Origin of the sequence: Pseudovibrio sp. M1P-2-3, from assembly GCF_031501865.1 — a bacterium.
Classification (GTDB): Bacteria; Pseudomonadota; Alphaproteobacteria; order Rhizobiales; family Stappiaceae; genus Pseudovibrio; species Pseudovibrio corallicola.
This window is the reverse complement of record NZ_JARRCW010000001.1, coordinates 4,361,421-4,377,682: the sequence shown is the minus strand read 5'-3', so window position 1 is coordinate 4,377,682 and position 16,262 is coordinate 4,361,421. Positions and strand designations below refer to the sequence as shown.

General features: G+C 47.2%; 13 protein-coding genes. 5 read left to right on the top strand and 8 right to left on the bottom strand.

The features are described from left to right. Nucleotides 1-41 precede the first annotated feature (41 nt). Entirely contained in the window at nucleotides 42-602 is a 561-nt protein-coding gene (locus P6574_RS19270) for a L,D-transpeptidase family protein (protein ID WP_310621838.1), read from the bottom strand. A gap of 190 nt (nucleotides 603-792) precedes the next feature. Between P6574_RS19270 and P6574_RS19265 the strand changes: the two genes are divergently transcribed. Further along, nucleotides 793-1,476 (top strand): response regulator transcription factor, encoded by a 684-nt coding sequence (locus tag P6574_RS19265; RefSeq protein WP_310621837.1) that lies wholly within the window; start codon nucleotides 793-795, stop codon nucleotides 1,474-1,476. A 24-nt stretch (nucleotides 1,477-1,500) separates the two neighbouring features. Continuing rightward, complete coding sequence (locus tag P6574_RS19260) at nucleotides 1,501-1,995, top strand: cyclic nucleotide-binding domain-containing protein (RefSeq protein WP_310621836.1); 495 nt, start codon at nucleotides 1,501-1,503, stop codon at nucleotides 1,993-1,995. Nucleotides 1,996-2,119: 124 nt separating this feature from the next. Here the strand turns inward: P6574_RS19260 and leuD are convergent, their stop codons facing one another. Both leuD and argC read right to left on the bottom strand, forming a co-directional pair. Further along, nucleotides 2,120-2,725 carry a 3-isopropylmalate dehydratase small subunit gene (gene leuD, locus P6574_RS19255; RefSeq protein WP_310621835.1) on the bottom strand — a complete coding sequence of 202 codons (606 nt, stop codon included), beginning with the start codon at nucleotides 2,723-2,725 and terminating at the stop codon, nucleotides 2,120-2,122. Between the two features lie 32 nt (nucleotides 2,726-2,757). Next, nucleotides 2,758-3,708 (bottom strand): N-acetyl-gamma-glutamyl-phosphate reductase, encoded by a 951-nt coding sequence (argC, locus tag P6574_RS19250; RefSeq protein WP_310621834.1) that lies wholly within the window; start codon nucleotides 3,706-3,708, stop codon nucleotides 2,758-2,760. Nucleotides 3,709-4,063: 355 nt separating this feature from the next. On the opposite strand from argC, the gene P6574_RS19245 reads away from it, so the two are divergent. Continuing rightward, entirely contained in the window at nucleotides 4,064-8,884 is a 4,821-nt protein-coding gene (locus P6574_RS19245; RefSeq protein ID WP_310621833.1) for an NAD-glutamate dehydrogenase, read from the top strand. A 67-nt stretch (nucleotides 8,885-8,951) separates the two neighbouring features. Here P6574_RS19245 and P6574_RS19240 read toward each other — a convergent pair whose 3' ends face one another. Next, complete coding sequence (locus P6574_RS19240) at nucleotides 8,952-9,869, bottom strand: permease (protein WP_310621832.1); 918 nt, start codon at nucleotides 9,867-9,869, stop codon at nucleotides 8,952-8,954. Nucleotides 9,870-9,961: 92 nt separating this feature from the next. On the opposite strand from P6574_RS19240, the gene P6574_RS19235 reads away from it, so the two are divergent. Beyond that, the gene (locus P6574_RS19235) at nucleotides 9,962-10,267 is read left to right on the top strand and encodes an ArsR/SmtB family transcription factor (protein ID WP_405048122.1); all 306 of its coding nucleotides are present in this window, start codon (nucleotides 9,962-9,964) and stop codon (nucleotides 10,265-10,267) included. Nucleotides 10,268-10,422: 155 nt separating this feature from the next. After that, a protein-coding gene (locus tag P6574_RS19230) for an IS630 family transposase (RefSeq protein ID WP_310618446.1) occupies nucleotides 10,423-11,486 on the top strand; the annotation gives its coding sequence in 2 pieces (ribosomal slippage) (nucleotides 10,423-10,906 and nucleotides 10,906-11,486; 1,065 coding nt in all). A 40-nt stretch (nucleotides 11,487-11,526) separates the two neighbouring features. On the opposite strand, the gene P6574_RS19225 is transcribed toward P6574_RS19230, so the two are convergent. From P6574_RS19225 to P6574_RS19210, 4 genes are all read right to left on the bottom strand, one after another. Beyond that, nucleotides 11,527-12,237, bottom strand: a complete 711-nt coding sequence (locus P6574_RS19225) for an FkbM family methyltransferase (RefSeq protein WP_310621831.1) — start codon at nucleotides 12,235-12,237, stop codon at nucleotides 11,527-11,529. Beyond that, nucleotides 12,234-12,932, bottom strand: coding sequence for a hypothetical protein (locus P6574_RS19220; protein WP_310621830.1), 699 nt, complete (start codon nucleotides 12,930-12,932; stop codon nucleotides 12,234-12,236). The genes P6574_RS19225 and P6574_RS19220 overlap by 4 nt, the downstream gene beginning before the upstream one ends. 12 nt (nucleotides 12,933-12,944) lie before the next feature. Beyond that, nucleotides 12,945-14,888, bottom strand: coding sequence for a glycosyltransferase family 2 protein (locus P6574_RS19215; RefSeq protein WP_310621829.1), 1,944 nt, complete (start codon nucleotides 14,886-14,888; stop codon nucleotides 12,945-12,947). A 440-nt stretch (nucleotides 14,889-15,328) separates the two neighbouring features. Further along, complete coding sequence (locus P6574_RS19210) at nucleotides 15,329-16,078, bottom strand: Bax inhibitor-1/YccA family protein (RefSeq protein ID WP_310621828.1); 750 nt, start codon at nucleotides 16,076-16,078, stop codon at nucleotides 15,329-15,331. Between the last annotated feature and the right edge of the window lie 184 nt (nucleotides 16,079-16,262).

The window sequence follows — 16,262 nt, the reverse complement described above, 5'->3', positions numbered from 1 at the left end:
GAGATTTCCAGTAAAGAATAAATCCGGTCTTTCAAATTATCCTAGCTTTGGGCCACCTGAAGACTGTCGCCAGCTCGCAGTTCTTTCAAAAGAAACTTCATAGTTTCAAGTTCAACAGCGACACAGCCAAGAGTAGCTTGGAACCCTTCCTTGGCAAGGTGAAAAAAAATGGCGCTTCCGTCCCCCCTGTTTGCCGGAAACATGTTGCAATTGAGAACTACGACAATGTCGTAGAGGTTGTCCTCCCGCCACATTTTCTCATGACTCCCGTCAAAGGGAAGTTTAACGGGGCGGTTATAGTTCTCCAGTTCGGTGTCATCACACCACCCGTCATTTGGTGAAAGAGGTTCATGTCTCAGTGCCGTTTCAGGCATTGTTACGCGATCAGCCCTATAATACACATCCAGAATCTCAAAATATCCGACAGGCGTTGCGCCATCCCCCTCTCTTTTCTTGGTGGTTATTCCGCCTTTCCCAAGTGCGCAGGGAAAGGTCTTGTCGCCCCACTGAATAGTTGCACGGCAAGGATTGGAAGGGTCGGGCCGTACTAAAAGGGCCCTGGGATCTTTACTGTGTAAGGGGGGAGATAGAGTAAGTGTCATTGTCCCGCGATGTAAGGGCGATAATCGCCACGTTTGAGTTTAACCAAAAAGCAAATAACATTTCTGTGAGATTAAATTTATGGTGTAAATATAATTCGTGATAGTTTTATCTGGTGTTTTCGTAGTTCTGCGGCCATGTAGTGTTGAAGACCTTGAAACAAAATGGATTTGAAAGCTGGAGGAATATTGGATGTCTACGCGCAAACTCCTACTCGTTGATGATGACGAAGATCTACGGGGAGCTTTGGTCGAGCAGCTTTCACTCTATGATGAATTTGAGATAAGGCAAGCTGCAACGGCGTCTGAAGGCATGAAACTCGCGGGAGATGGTCCTGTGGATCTGCTGATCATGGATGTTGGATTGCCTGATATAGATGGCCGTGAGGCTGTTAAACTTCTCAGGAAGAGTGGATTTAAGTCTCCGATCATAATGTTAACTGGCCATGATACGGACAGTGACACGATTTTGGGGCTCGAAGCTGGTGCGAACGATTATGTTCCAAAGCCCTTCAAGTTTTCAGTTCTTCTGGCGAGAGTTCGTGCACACTTGCGCCAGCATGAACAGAGTGAAGATGCCATGTTTACCATTGGCCGTTTTTCCTTTCAGCCTTCCGCCAAACTTATGCTGGACGAAAATGGCAGCAAAATTAGGTTGACCGAGAAAGAAACCGCCATTTTGAAGTTCCTTTATCGGGCAGGGGAAAAGCCTGTAACCCGCGATGTACTTCTTCATGAAGTCTGGGGGTATAACTCAGGGGTAACGACGCATACTCTGGAGACGCATATCTATCGGTTGAGGAAAAAAGTGGAAGTAGATCCATCCAAAGCGGAGCTTCTGGTGACCGAAGCAGGTGGATATAAACTTGTACCATAATTCATTCGGCGGTAATGCATAGCTATGACCCTTGCCAGTAACATCAGTGTTTTAAAGCTGGTCCCGATATTGAAAGAGTGTTCGGAAGACCAATTACGCTTGCTTGCCTTTAGTGCAGAAGAAGTTCGCCTGCCCGCAGGGCACAGGATATTCAACGAAGGGGATAGAGCAGACGGAGGGCTGGTTATTTGCTCCGGTCGGATACAACTGGAAACAGGTCTGGGGGCATCCGCTGTAAAGCAGGGGGTCTATGCTGCCGGTACGCTGCTTGGTGAGAATGCACTGCTCGTGGACGCTGGAGTTCGGCCCGTGAGTGCGGTTGCTCTGGAAGAGTGCAGTATTTTAAAGATCAGCCGAAGCCTGTTTTTGAGGATGCTACAGGAGTTTCCTGAAATGGCGGTGCGGTTGTTTCAGGAAAAGGCCGCTGACTTTAAAAAAATGACAGATTCTTTGTCTCGGGCGGAGCGGCGTTTATCATATGCAGGAACATTAAGCGACCAACTTCACCGGAAGGAGTAGGTGGACGCTTAAAACCTTGAGGACTTGCTATAAAACGCGAAAGACTTGAGAAAGGTTCAAGGGGGAGTGAGGCCACAGTGCCCTCTACTTCCCCTAAAACTAAAATTTGATCGCGCCTTATGGCTCAATGCCAAGGATGGCTGTCAGCGAAACGCTGCTCATGGGCATCGATGTGATGAGTTTTTTCCAAGGTCAAACCGATGTCATCCAATCCGTTAAGCAGGCAGTGTTTTCTGAATGGATCGACTGCAAATTTGACGGTTTCTCCATCTGGAGTTTGAACTTCTTCCAGTTCCAGATCAATTGTGAAAACAGCATTGGCTCCCTTGGAAGCATGGCCCATCAGGGAATCCAAGGTCTCCTGAGAAACGACAATTGGAAGAATGCCGTTTTTAAAGCAGTTATTGAAGAAGATATCGGCAAAGCTGGTAGAGATAACACAGCGGATACCAAAATCCAGAAGCGCCCATGGAGCATGTTCGCGAGAGGATCCGCACCCGAAGTTATCGCCTGCTATTAGAATTTGAGATTTGCTATAGGCTGATTGATGAAGGATAAAGTCCTCCTTCTTTGAGCCATCATCATTTGTTCTCATTTCATGGAACAAGGCGGTGCCCAAACCAGTGCGCTTGATTGTTTTTAAGAATTGTTTTGGGATAATCATATCAGTGTCGATATTAACGAGGGGCAGCGGCGCCGCGACACTTGTGATTTTCGTGAATTTTTCCATGGGTTAACTCCTCAAAACACTCTAGAAACTTGTTATACGCTGCGGCGCAGGCTCGTTGCCTGATCCATACCCAGCATTAAATTCAGGTTCTGGACAGCGGCACCGGACGCTCCTTTGCCCAGATTGTCGTAGACTGCCATCAAAACGGCTTGGTTGTTGTCATCATTGGCGAACACATGAAGGCGAATAGTGTTTGTTCCGTTATGTGCTTCAGGGTTCAAGGCCGGAGTGCTGTTCACTGCCTCAAACGGCGCGACTTCTACAAAGCCGTCAATTGGGCTGTAGTAATCTGCGATGGCTGCATGCAGCTCTTTGCCGGTAACCTGTGAATTCAAAGCGCCGAGTTGCAAAGGTATAGCTGTCACCATGCCTTGGGCATAGTTGCCAACGGCAGGTTGGAAGAGGGGCGCTCTTTCCATTTTTGAATACTGCTGCATTTCGGGCAGGTGCTTGTGAGCCAAGGTCAATGCATAGGGCATGTAGGCGGGAGCTGTAGGATTGTCTTTATATGTCTCAATCATCTGGCGCCCACCGCCAGAATAACCCGAAATTGCATTCACTGAAAATCCAGCATCCGAAGGCAGTAGTCCCGCCTCGATCAACGGGCGCACTGTGGCAATGACACCTTGCGGGTAGCATCCTGGATTGGACACAAAACGAGCTGCCTCAATGGTTTTGGAATGCTCACGTGACAGCTCTGGAAAGCCGTAGGCCCAGTCCGGGTTCACGCGATAGGCGGTTGAAGCGTCAATGACACGGGTTGAAGTGTTTTCTAAGAGAGAGACACTTTCTTTTGCTGCCTCGTCCGGAAGGCACAAAATAGCGACATCAGCTAAGTTCAGCAGGTCGGCACGCGCGGAAACGTCTTTGCGAAGCTCAGGGGCAATCTGCAAGAGCTCAATGTCCGAACGTCCCTCCAGTTGCTCACGAATCTGTAGACCCGTTGTTCCTGCTTCACCATCAATAAAAATCCGCACTGACATTCTGTCGTACACCCCATAAAAATTCTGTTCTCATAGCCTTTTACACCGTCTTTGCCGGTAAGCCTAGAACTCTAAGGAGAAAAGGGCGACGGAGTACTCAAGCAGTATTGAGGGTGTCTCAATCTACCTGCTTCGAGTGCTTGACCTTCAAATGTAATTTATGAGGTTCGGTGGTTTCATTAAGTGTAACGGTGGAAACAATACGAATCCGGTGAATAGCTACCAAAAGGAAAAATTACGACTTTATGCTAGGTTCTTTACCGCATAGATTAAGCGAGCAAAATTACTGATTTGGGGGACTTCGTGGCGATGGAGGCCGCGAACAACCTTCAAGCATAGGGACGAGGGACGGCACATGTCCGAGGCGATAGTCGCTGACAATAGTGAACTAAGCAGTCTAATTGAAAATGTATGCAAGATTCTGCGGGAAGATGAAGACAAGGCTCTGCCACAGTTTGCGGCGGACTTCTATGCACATGGTGATGCAGAGGACTTGCTGGAATATACTGCATCAGAGCTCGCATACTTGGCAGGTGAAGCCTGGAGGGACTTCGCCGATCATCCTTTGGGCACACATAAAATCCGTGTTTTTAATCCCGAGAGTGTTAAGGGAAGTGACAATCTCGAGGACATCACAGTCGTAGAGATTGTAAATGATAACCTTCGGTTTCTCGTTGCCTCTGTTCTAGGTGAATTGCAGGATAAAGGCATAGATTACCGCCTTGTTCTACACCCTCAGTTTGTTGTTGACCGGAATGAGAGCGGCCTGCTTCTCTCTGCGCAGGAAACCATCGGGACCGGAGCTCCGGAAGCTCGCCGTGAAAGCCTCATCCACATCCATGTGGCGCGGCAGAGTACGCAAGATGATGTAGATGCGCTTCAAAGCCAGCTGGAGTTGGTTTTGAATGATGTGCGGTTGGTGGTCTCGGACTGGCGTCCAATGCGTGACCGGCTTTCTCAGGCCGTTGACGCCTTCCAAAACGCCCTCACGCCGTATTCAAAGAATCAGCTTGATGAAGCGGTCCAGTTTTTGGAGTGGATGGGCTCTGATAACTTCACTCTTCTGGGTATGCGGGAGTATATTTTTGATGGGGGCGTGGAAAGCGGCGAGCTTAATTACGTTACTGACACGGGTCTAGGCCTTTTGAAAAATCCGGATGTGCGTGTGTTGCGCCGTGGGTCCGAATTCGTTGTCATGTCGCCGGAAATTCGGGACTTCCTCCTCAAACGTGAACCCCTTATCATTGCTAAGGCCAATGTCCGCAGTCGTGTCCATCGTCATGTTCATATGGACTACATTGGCGTGAAACTGTTCGATGAAGATGGCAATTTGAATGGTGAGCTACGCATTGTTGGACTGTTCACATCCACAGCCTATACAAAATCAACGGCCTCTATTCCTTATATCCGCAGAAAAGTCACCAAAGTCATGCAATACCATGGCTTTGATCCGGAGGGGCACTCCGGGCGCGCTCTGCAGAACATTCTGGAGGGCTACCCAAGGGATGACCTCTTCCAGATTGATTTGGAAACCCTGTGTGACTTCACAACAGATATTTTGCAGCTCTATGAGCGCCCCCGTACACGCATTTTGGCTCGGCGGGATAAGTTTGACCGGTTTGTCTCCATTCTAACCTACTTGCCGCGTGATCGTTTCACGACGCAAAAACGCATTCAGATCGGCGAGTATCTGGCGCAAGCCTATGATGGCCGTGTGTCCGCCTGGTATGCCTCCTTCCCGGAAGGTCCACTCGTCAGAGTTCATTACATTATCGGGCGGGATAAAGGGGAAACGCCTAACCCTAGCCGCAAGGGCCTTGAAAGCGATATAGCTCGGATTATTCGATCTTGGGCCGATAACCTCAAAGAAGAGTTGGGTAAAAAGTATCGTGAGGGAGAATCTGGATCTCTCATGCGGCGATATGAAAACGCGTTTGATGGTGCGTATACTTCCATTACGCCTGTTGAAGTCGCAGTGAATGATATTCAAAGGCTGGAGGCCATGAGCGACAAACGTCCGATGCTCATGTGCTTTCAGGGGCCTGAGGGGAGCTCAGGTACAAGCCTTTCCATGCGCACATTCAACAGAAATACACCTCTCGCGCTTTCCACCCGAGTCCCCATGTTGGAAAATATGGGCTTTCAGGTGATCAATGAACGGACCTACAAGATTGCTCCTGGAAAGCGTCCCATGTGCTATCTCCATGATACCACTTTGGAAGTTGGCAGTGATGCAACACATTGTTTTTCAGAGGCAGATATTGAACGGCTTGGAGCGCTGTTTATTGCCACATGGACAGGCCTTGTAGAGAATGATGGCTATAACGCTCTGGCAATTACTGCCGGTCTTGGGTGGCGAGATATTGCTGTAATAAGAGCCTTGTCCCGCTACATCCGGCAGGCGGGAAGTCCTTATTCTCAAGATTATATGTGGGGCACGCTAAACCGGTATCCGGTTATTGCGTCCAAACTGGTTGACCTGTTCCATACGCGTTTTGATCCAACTGTAAAACCGGCCAAGCGTGCGAAGGCTGAAGCTGATCTTGAGGTTAGGATTGCAGAACTTCTTGATGAAGTCACAAGCCTTGATGACGACCGTATTTTACGCCGTTTTAAAAATGTAATCGACGGTATTTTGAGGACGAACTTCTTCCAGTTGGATGAACATGGGCAGCCGAAAGCCACATTTGCTTTCAAGCTGGATCCGCACCAGATTGATGACCTTCCCAAGCCGCGCCCATATCGTGAAATTTTTGTGTATGGCTCGCGTGTTGAAGGTGTACATATGCGCTTTGGGTCCGCATCCCGCGGAGGCTTGCGCTGGTCTGATCGGGCGCAGGATTACCGAACCGAAATTCTGGGGCTGGTGAAAGCGCAGCAGGTTAAAAATGCTGTGATTGTGCCTGTGGGCTCAAAGGGTGGTTTCTTCCCGAAAATGTTACCGGAAGGTGGCAGCCGTGAAGACGTCTTTAAGGAAGGTACGGAAGCCTATAAGATCTTCATCTCGTCTCTTTTGGATCTAACCGATAACATAGAAGGTGAAAAAATCATTCCGCCTACTCTTGTGGAGCGCCGGGATGGTGATGACCCTTATCTGGTTGTTGCGGCGGACAAGGGAACAGCCACATTCTCAGACACAGCTAACGCCATATCAGAGGGCAAGAACTTCTGGCTGGGAGATGCCTTTGCCTCCGGTGGGTCTGCTGGATATGACCACAAGAAGATGGGTATCACAGCACGAGGTGCTTGGGAGGCGGTGAAACGCCACTTCCGTGAAATGAACCACGACATCCAGAGCGAAGCTTTCACGGCCTGCGGTGTAGGTGACATGTCCGGCGATGTGTTTGGCAACGGTATGCTGCTTTCAAAGGCCACAAAGCTCGTGGCAGCCTTTGATCACCGGGATATCTTTATTGACCCTGATCCTGATCCAGCCTCTACTTGGGACGAGCGTAAGCGCTTGTTCGATATGGGGCGCTCGTCCTGGCAGGACTATGACACATCCAAGATTTCACAGGGCGGTGGCATTTACTCACGGAATGTGAAGTCCATTCGCTTACCTGAACAGGCCCAGCAGTTACTGGGACTGAGTAAGGCGACCAATTCGCCACAGGAAATCATGACTGCCATTTTGGAAATGGAAGTTGACTTGATGTGGTTTGGCGGCATTGGAACCTACATTCGGGCGACTGATGAAACCAATGAAATGGTGGGTGACCGTGCAAATGATTCAATCCGGATTCCAGCCTCACGACTGAAAACGAAAGTGATCGGAGAAGGAGCAAACCTTGGTATCACGCAAAAAGCGCGTATTGAGTTCGCCCGTATAGGTGGGCACTGTAACTCGGATGCTATTGACAATTCGGCGGGTGTGAACTCCTCTGACTTGGAAGTGAATATTAAGATTGCGCTGGGCAGTGCGGTGAAGGCTGATAAACTGAACATTGAAAACCGCAATGTTCTTCTTGCAGATATGACCGATGAAGTTGCCTCTTTGGTTCTGCGCAATAACTACTTGCAGACATTGGCAATCTCCCTGTGTGAACGCAAAAAGTTGGAAGATACGGGATATCAGGCCCGCATGATGCGTCAGCTTGAATCTGCGGACCTGCTAGACCGAGCCGTTGAAGACTTGCCTGATGATCTGGCTCTTGAGGAGCTTGAGAAGCAGGGACTGGGCCTCACACGACCTGAAATTGGTGTTCTTTTAGCTTACGCGAAAATAACGCTTTATGATGAACTCCTCAAAAGCTCTGTGCCAGATGATGACTACCTTGCCAAGGAGTTGAAACGCTACTTCCCTGCACCCATGCAAACCCAGTACGGGGATGAGATTGAAAGCCATCGTCTACGGCGTGAAATTATTGCTACAATGCTGGCAAACTCCATTATCAACCGCGGCGGCCCAACCTTCATTACGCGTATTATTGACCAGACGAATGCAGTACCAGCCGACATTGCAAAAGCTTTTGCAGCAGTGAGAGACGCCTACGGGTTGACCGCGCTGAATGAGGAAATTGATGCGCTGGATACCCAGATTGATGGTGACCTTCAGCTGGAGCTTTATGCAGCCCTACAAAGCCTTGTGCACGGTCAGGTCATGTGGTTCCTGCGTAATATCTCCTTTGGTGCCGGTATTGAAGCGGCGGTGATGCGCTTTAAGGAAAATGTTGAGAAGCTGTCTCCTCGATTGGAACGGTTTGTGCCAGAAGACGTTGCTCAGGCCCTTACAGAAGAAACTGAACGCCTGATTATGGCTGGTGTACCGGTTCACTTGGCTGCGCGTATTGCTCGCCTACCAAGTGAAATGATGATCCCTGATATTGTGCTTGTTGCTGAAAAGACAGGTCACCCAGTTGAAGAGGCGGCGGCCTGTTATTTTGTCATCTCGGATTATTTCCGGTTCAATTCTATTGATGAATTGGCGAGAACCTATGAGATCCGCGATTACTACGACGGTCTGGCCCTCGATAAAGCACGCTCTTCATTGGCCGAGTCTCATCGTAAGCTAACCAGTGAAGTGATTGTCCATGCTGGTGGCTTTGAAGGCTGGCTTGAGAGTGTGGGTGAAAGCGCCCGGCGGACCCACAAATCCGTTGAGGAAATACTGGAGACAAATTTGAGTGTCTCCAAGTTCTCAGTAGCCGCTGGGCTGCTCTTCGAACTTTCAGAATAAAAATAAGGCCCCGCTTTTAAGCGGGGCTTTTTACATAGATTGTGAGCTGGACCAACTGCGTAACAGCTCACAATAAAAGCGTATATAGAATTCCTGCAGTTATGGCCATTGTGAGTATGACCACTAGAAATGCGGTAATTAACTGCATTTTAAAGAGGGATTTAAGCAAAATTACTTCTGTTAGGCTGGCACCTGCACTTCCAATAATCAGTGCCATGACAGCGCCCATTCCCATGCCTTTGGCAACAAGGGCGGCACTGAGAGGAATTACTGCTTCAGCGCGAATATATAGCGGAATTCCGATGACTGCCGCGAACGGTATTGCCAATAGGTTATCTTCACTTGCAACCGAGCTGATGAGGGTGGTTGGCACAAAGCCGTAGATCATCGAGCCAATGAAGATACCAGCCAGAAGGTAAGGAAAGACCTTTTTAAAATCCCGCCATGTAGCTTTCCATAGCTGGGCCCAAAGAACCGACTTTGGAGGCTTATGTCCGCATGCTGAGCTCTGGCAGCTGTTTGCAGCAGGTATTCCTAAAGAATCTGCTCGAATATATTTTTCGAAGCCAAGCTTCTCAAGTGTGTAGCCTGCCACCAGAGAAATCACCAGGGCAACAGTGAAGTAGAACAGGGCGACTTTTATGCCAAAGGTAACAGCAAAAATGCCAATAATGATCGGATTAAGCAGAGGACTTGCAAACAAGAATACCATCGTAGTTCCAAAGCCCGCCTTTGCCCTGAGTAACCCTTTTAGAAATGGAATGGTGGAGCAGGAACAAAATGGTGTGATGGCTCCTAAAAAAGCAGCAAGAATATAGCCTTTACCATGGCGATCACTCAGGATCCTTTGTATGCGTACTGGAGGAATATATTCTTGTAACAGAGCAACAAAGTAGCTAATTGCCAAAAACAACAGGGTTAGTTCCACCATCAAAAAGGTGAACATTTTGATGGTGTCTATGAGCATATCAGGGGTGAACGCCATTTTACATAGTCCTTATTTTTATATTTCTAGAATAATAGAAATAAAGACTGTGGGAGTCAAATTATTTCTGCTATTATGGAAATAATAAGGAAGTGAGAAAAGCAATGCAGGTTGATGAAGTGGCGAAGGCTCTAAAAGAGCTCGGGCATGTTACAAGGTTAAATATATTTCGGCGTCTGGTCAGAGCAGGGTTTCAAGGTATGTCTGTGGGAGTTTTGCAAAGTGAGTTGGAGATTCCGGGCTCCACCCTCTCTCACCACCTGTCAGCAATGGTATCGGCCGGTTTGGTCAAACAACGACGAGAGGGGCGTACACTGTATTGTGTTGCCCAGTTTGAACAGTTAGATGCCTTGGTTTCGTTTTTGCAAGAAGAGTGCTGTTTGGATAATAATGTGTGAGCGGAGAGTGTCAATAATCTAGCATTTGCTCAGAATATGGTTGTCGCAGCGGGAGCCAGATTTCAGAATTATACCAACGGCACCTGTTTTTGACTCGGGATGAGGATTCCCAAATCACTTGAATTGTGATTCAACATTGGGAAAGGAGATTCCCAATGTCAGCGATCCCATTGCGCCGAGACTATGATGCTTCTTCGTTACGAACTCTTGCTTGTCAAAGTAAGGATGTCAGGCAGAGCCGCCGCCTTCTTGCTCTTGCTGCTGTTTATGATGGGTTGTCGCGCTTGGAGGCGGCACGCATGGGCGGCATGGACCGCCAAACACTGCGAGACTGGGTGCATCGGTTTAACGCAGAAGGGCCGCACGGCCTGTACAATCGTAAGAGCCCGGGCCGTGTCCGGTGGTTAAATAAAGAGCAAATGGCTGAATTTGCAGATCTGGTTGAGGCTGGGCCTGATTTACAACAACACGGCGTAATTCGCTGGCGTCGGCGGGATCTGCAAGGTGTGATCGAGCAGAAGTTTGGGGTCAGCTATAGCGAAAGGGCTATTTCAAGCCTCCTCAGAGTTCTGGGATTTTCTCGGGTCAGCGTTCGGCCACAGCACCCGGCACAGGACGAGCAAGTTATGGAGACATATAAAAAAACTTCCATGCCCAGCTTAAAGAAATAAAAGCGCGCTTGCCCTCACAAACATCCATGGAAATCTGGTGGCAGGACGAAGCCCGCATTGGTCAAAAAAATGGGCTCACCAGAAGGTGGGCAAAAAAAGGAACGAGACCACGGGCTCCCAGCGACGGGCGCTATCAATCAACTTATGTATTCGGGGCCATCTGCCCCGCCCACGGCAAAGGGGCAGCACTTGTTTTGCCCAAAGCCAATACCAATTCCATGCAGCTTCACCTTAAAGAAATCAGCCGAACCGTCGCCAAAGGGGCGCACGCAGTGGTCCTGATGGATCAAGCGGGTTGGCATACAACGGCAAAACTGAAGTTGCCTGATAATATAACCATCTTGCTGCTCCCACCCCGTTCTCCGGAGCTCAACCCGGTTGAAAATGTTTGGCAGTACTTACGGCAAAACTGGCTCTCTAACCGAACCTTTCAAGACTACCAGGAAATTGTCGATGCCGCCTGTTCCGCTTGGAATAAGCTTATTCAACAACCCCACACAATCACATCAATCGGTAGACGAAATTGGGCGCATACAGGTCAATTATAAGTGCCGTTGGTATTAGTCCAGACTGCCTGAACTGACTCTTTTACGAGTACTCATAGAAGCTTCTGGGTTGTGTAGAAAAAATATAAGTTGGAGTACTGTTATATCTCCTCATTGGCTGGTAGCCGTAGGGCCGTAACCAATCTTTTATTTCCAAAAAGTTTTCAGTTTCAATTATTTCAATAACAATCAAGGGTTTTGTCCTTATGAGAGTAGACTTGGCGCCAAGGAGGCAGTTCAACTCATAACCCTCTACATCAATCTTCAGCAAATCAAGTTTAGGAAGGTGGAGTGCGTCTATAGTGGTCATTTCTATGTCACCGGTAGACGTATTTTGGAAGCGGCACATACCTGAATTATGGGCCTTCGTACTTTTAATCAAAGATCCTCGGCCCTGTTTATGGCCTATAGCTCTATTGAAGTAAGCGACAGATCCTTCCAGCCCATTTTGCCTAATATTGTGCTGAAGCGTTTGGTAGGTTTCTGTATTCGCTTCAAATGAATACCCTTGCAGTCCCAATATGGAGCCAAAAAATACACTGTGGTTGCCAATATGAGCCCCAATATCGATAAATACCCAATCTGGCATCGCAAGATGGTATAAATAATTAAGTAGGATCCGCTCGTAAAACTGTTTGGATTGGGCAATCGTTTTAAAAATGCGGTCTTTAGGATCTCTCTCGCTAATTATAGCCTTCCGGCCCTCATATTTGAGGTTTATATCGATATAGGTTCTCTCTTTTTCAATTATCATGCCAGCTCGCTCTCTAGTCGACTAAGCCCGCAGAAATCCTGAATCTCTACTAAAGCCTCTGTAGGGAGTTGGCTTGTTACCGATAGATACAAGGTTTCATCATTCGTTACTTCTTGTAACCAGTTTGCTTGTCGCCTAATACATACCAGAGGGTAGCTGTTCTTAAATGCAAAGCGGGCAAATCTAATATCTACATAACCGCCTGAACCTCGCATAAATTGCAATGAAGGTAGTTGCGCGCCTTTGGCGTAAACCGTCCCTGTGCCAAGTTGATTGACCTGCTCGTGACAGTCCAGTTCGTGATGAAAAACTTGGACCAGACGGCCGCTTCGTTTCATGCCGTCATAGTAGTCAGAATAAATGACCCCGTGAACGCCGAGGATAATATCATCTATGCCGATTTCTTCGCGTATGCGCATATGCGTTTCAGTATAAGCGCTAGGGTAGATAATATCATCATCACACAAAAAAACATCGTCATGCTCTTCAACACGGAACGCAAATTTGCCAACGTCTTTAAGGTCAGCTTCTGGGAAATAGAAATTGGCATTTTTTAAAGTACGTAGGTCAGAGGGAACTTGTTTATATCCGTTCAGAGTGACGTTTATAACGTCAACCTGACAAGCTATCGAATCAAGAGCCTCGCGGCGATTTCCTTCCCGCGCAGAATAAGTGGCAACATTTGCGATAATCATAACTGAAATATCCTAGTGGACTTCTTCTACTGGTTGAGGTTGCCGATAAAGCCCCTCACTTTTCATGATGTTGAGTACTTGCTCATCTGGTACAAGGTCGGTTCCGAGGGTCCGTTGCCTACCGGAAATTGCGGAGTACTCTCTTCTTGATTTTGCTAGGAACCCGATCTCGTCAACTTCAAGTCCTCTGATCCCTGCCAAGGAGGGGCTATCCCAAAGAAAAAACATAAGTGGCTCTTTCAATATGGTGAAATGGCTTGGATGAAGCGCATTTTTCAGGTGCTCATAAAACTCGGATTGAGCTCCATAAAGGACTTCCCTATAGGGGCCGAAGGAGCCAAAGGTATCCTTTGAAAACATAAGACTATTTAGACAATCTTGTAGAAATGATCCGTTTTTGAGTACGAGGTAGTGCCCATCTTTTTTAATTCTTAGCCCACTTGCCATTGATACCTGAGCACCGTTATCAGTTATCTCAAAAACCTGTTGGGTTATTCGGTGTGGAAGAGCGATCGCATCAGAGCTGTGAAAAGTAACTAGGTCACCTTTAGATTTCTCAATCATTTTATTTTTAATATTATAGGGACCTTGATTTGATTTACTGGAAAATATGCGCACACGTTTATTGCATTCATATCCATTTATAACGGTTTGTGTGCTGTCGGTACTTCCATCATCACAGATCAAAATTTCAATATTACTGTAATCTTGTCTCAGGAGGGAGCCTATTGCGTGTTCAATTGTAGCTTCATTGTTGTAAGTTGTAATAATAATACTGACCAATGGCTTTTTTTTAAGTTTTTTTAGGGGGGCCTTCTTATTAAAATTTAGCCGGCCCAGTATGTTATCGCTATAACTTCCCAAACTCACAGAAATTGGAGAGTTAAAGTGCTCCAAAAATAGATTGGTTTGGCGAACATAATCTTCTTCGCACTGGTGCAAATAGTAGTTTGCCCATAACAAAAATGCATCAGGACCTTTTGGCGTCGCAACGAGCATTTGGTGAAAAGTTATGTCTTTTCTTTTTTCCAAGCGTCTCGATAAATTGAAAACATCAACTTTGCCAGAGGGCAGTATATAGTCCGTGGCATGCGAATTGTCTTCGGGGGGACACAAAGTATGCGCCAGTTGGTGAGAGCTGTCAGAAAGCTCTGTGCACGAAGCAATATGCCTGAGAAAGTTCAGAGCTGTTTTCAAATCGCCTACGCCAACAAGGGTCTTTAAAAGTACATCCTGACTATCTTTGAGGGCTTCAGTATTGCCCCTAAATTTTTGAAGAAAGTACTTTGTAAGCCTATGTGCTGTTTTGTAGTCCTCAATTTCTAAAGCAATAAAGGTCATATTTCGAACCCATGAAGCGGGATCTTTTCTTAACTGGTTATTCATATCATCGTTCAAAGAACGTAATAACTTTGAGGTTTGGCTATTAAAACTTCTATAGGGAATTTTTGGGGGAGTTTTCAACGGGTCAAGCTGGAGTGCTTTAACATTCTGCGAAGCAGTTTGTTTACCACTTTTAAGCTCAAAACTGTCCAGCCAGAATGTTACTGGTTTTCGAAACTCGAATGCAAGCCGGTACTCTGCTCCCTCGCAGGGAGGGTGGGGAAGAATAATTTCCTTCGAGAACTGTCTACTTGTCCCCGTTCGAGAAATTGGTCCGCTAATCGGACTATATCTTTGACCAAAATGGTTTTTGTATTCGAGTATTTTTAAGCTTGGCCCCGAACTATGCACTGGCCCTAAAGCACGATAATTGAACTTAAGGTTGAGTTCTCTTGAGGAGAGTACTTTTACATCAATCGCATATTCTAGGCGTAGCCATCTGACTTCCTTAATAACCTCGATTTTAATATTGTTGTCAATGTCTTGGTCAACACGCGCAGGGGGAAGCCCCCCCTTTTTTCCATCATTTGATTTGGAATAGGAAACGTTCCAGCGGGTTGCAAGGTTCAACATGGAGAGAGTAAGTCCTTTGCCTTAAATTGTTTGATCAAGCTTGAAAATTTAAAGAAAACTGGCTGCACTCTATCGGACTGTTTTGCTCCTCCTCATAACTTATGGCGACCGATAGGTTTTAGAGCGCGTTCCGTTTGATTGGGTTCAATCAACGACAAGAATTCGCTCAAAATAAATAAGTTAGAGTGCACAGCGTGAATGCGAATGAACGCGAAGTGCTCTAACGTGAAATGTAAACTCACTTTCATACAAACTGAGTTTTACACCTTTCTCAGCAATGGTAACCCCTCATTATTGGCGGGGGTTGGCACATGGATTGCCGTCTATATTCAGCTTGATTAAGGTCTTCGCAGTGAGATTGGAGAAAGGAAGGGCAGCCGCAAAACAAAAAACCCGAAGCAAGGCTCCGGGTTTTTAGGTTATTGATTTTCAAGACTGTTTTAGTCGCGGCTGCCGAATAAAGACAGAAGCATAATAAACAGGTTGATGAAATCCAGATAGAGGCGCAGGGCACCCATAATTGCTTTTTTGCCAGCAACTTCCCCATCATCGGAGTAGGAGTACATTTCCTTGATCTGCTGTGTGTCATAGGCTGTCAGACCAGCAAATACCAGAACACCAATCGTGGAGATTGCGAACTGTAGAGCAGAAGATTGAAGGAAGATGTTCACCAACATGGCGATCACAATACCGATCAATCCCATGAACAGGAAAGAGCCCCATGCAGACAGGTTCTTCTTGGTTGTGTAGCCGAATAGGCTAAGGCCACCAAAAGAAGCTGCTGTGATGAAGAAAACACGTGCGATGGAGTTACCAGTGTACACCATAAAGATGGAGGAGAGCGATACGCCCATCAAGGCTGCATAAACCCAGAAAGTAGTCTGGGCACTTGAAGCACTCATTTTATGAATGCGAGCACTCAGGAAAAATACCATAGCCAGTGGAGCCAGCATCACGACCCAACGAAGTGGGGATGTGTAAAGGGCGACACCCAGTTCGGTCAGTTGACCATTGGTAACAGCCAGATTGAAGGTTGCGATCGCTAAGACGCCGGTTATGCCAAGGCCCAACGCCATATAATTGTATACGCGGAGCATGTAGGCGCGTAAACCAGCGTCATATGCGCCTGCATCGGCGCGAGCGCCGGCCATACCGTACCGCTGAGTGTTATTGCGGTCGAAGGTCGACATGTAGAACCTCTCTTTTAGACAAGGAATGCTGCGCGACTATTCGCGCAGCTACTTCTTGATCTAAATATGGGCTGATTACTGGCGCAAGACAAGGGAGCATTTTCTCAATTTTCCGTCAGATGTTATCGAAAGCGACGAAGTTCTCACAGGAATGGCCTTTTCTTCTTCTAAGGATAATACTGTT

What these genes read in the sequence shown, in the direction of transcription:
- P6574_RS19270 (WP_310621838.1), bottom strand. Translation starts at nt 602, where the DNA reads ATGACACTTACTCTATCTCCCCCCTTACACAGTAAAGATCCCAGGGCC.
- P6574_RS19265 (WP_310621837.1), top strand. Translation starts at nt 793, where the DNA reads ATGTCTACGCGCAAACTCCTACTCGTTGATGATGACGAAGATCTACGG.
- P6574_RS19260 (WP_310621836.1), top strand. Translation starts at nt 1,501, where the DNA reads ATGACCCTTGCCAGTAACATCAGTGTTTTAAAGCTGGTCCCGATATTG.
- leuD (WP_310621835.1), bottom strand. Translation starts at nt 2,725, where the DNA reads ATGGAAAAATTCACGAAAATCACAAGTGTCGCGGCGCCGCTGCCCCTC.
- argC (WP_310621834.1), bottom strand. Translation starts at nt 3,708, where the DNA reads ATGTCAGTGCGGATTTTTATTGATGGTGAAGCAGGAACAACGGGTCTA.
- P6574_RS19245 (WP_310621833.1), top strand. Translation starts at nt 4,064, where the DNA reads ATGTCCGAGGCGATAGTCGCTGACAATAGTGAACTAAGCAGTCTAATT.
- P6574_RS19240 (WP_310621832.1), bottom strand. Translation starts at nt 9,869, where the DNA reads ATGGCGTTCACCCCTGATATGCTCATAGACACCATCAAAATGTTCACC.
- P6574_RS19225 (WP_310621831.1), bottom strand. Translation starts at nt 12,237, where the DNA reads ATGATAATTGAAAAAGAGAGAACCTATATCGATATAAACCTCAAATAT.
- P6574_RS19220 (WP_310621830.1), bottom strand. Translation starts at nt 12,932, where the DNA reads ATGATTATCGCAAATGTTGCCACTTATTCTGCGCGGGAAGGAAATCGC.
- P6574_RS19215 (WP_310621829.1), bottom strand. Translation starts at nt 14,888, where the DNA reads ATGTTGAACCTTGCAACCCGCTGGAACGTTTCCTATTCCAAATCAAAT.
- P6574_RS19210 (WP_310621828.1), bottom strand. Translation starts at nt 16,078, where the DNA reads ATGTCGACCTTCGACCGCAATAACACTCAGCGGTACGGTATGGCCGGC.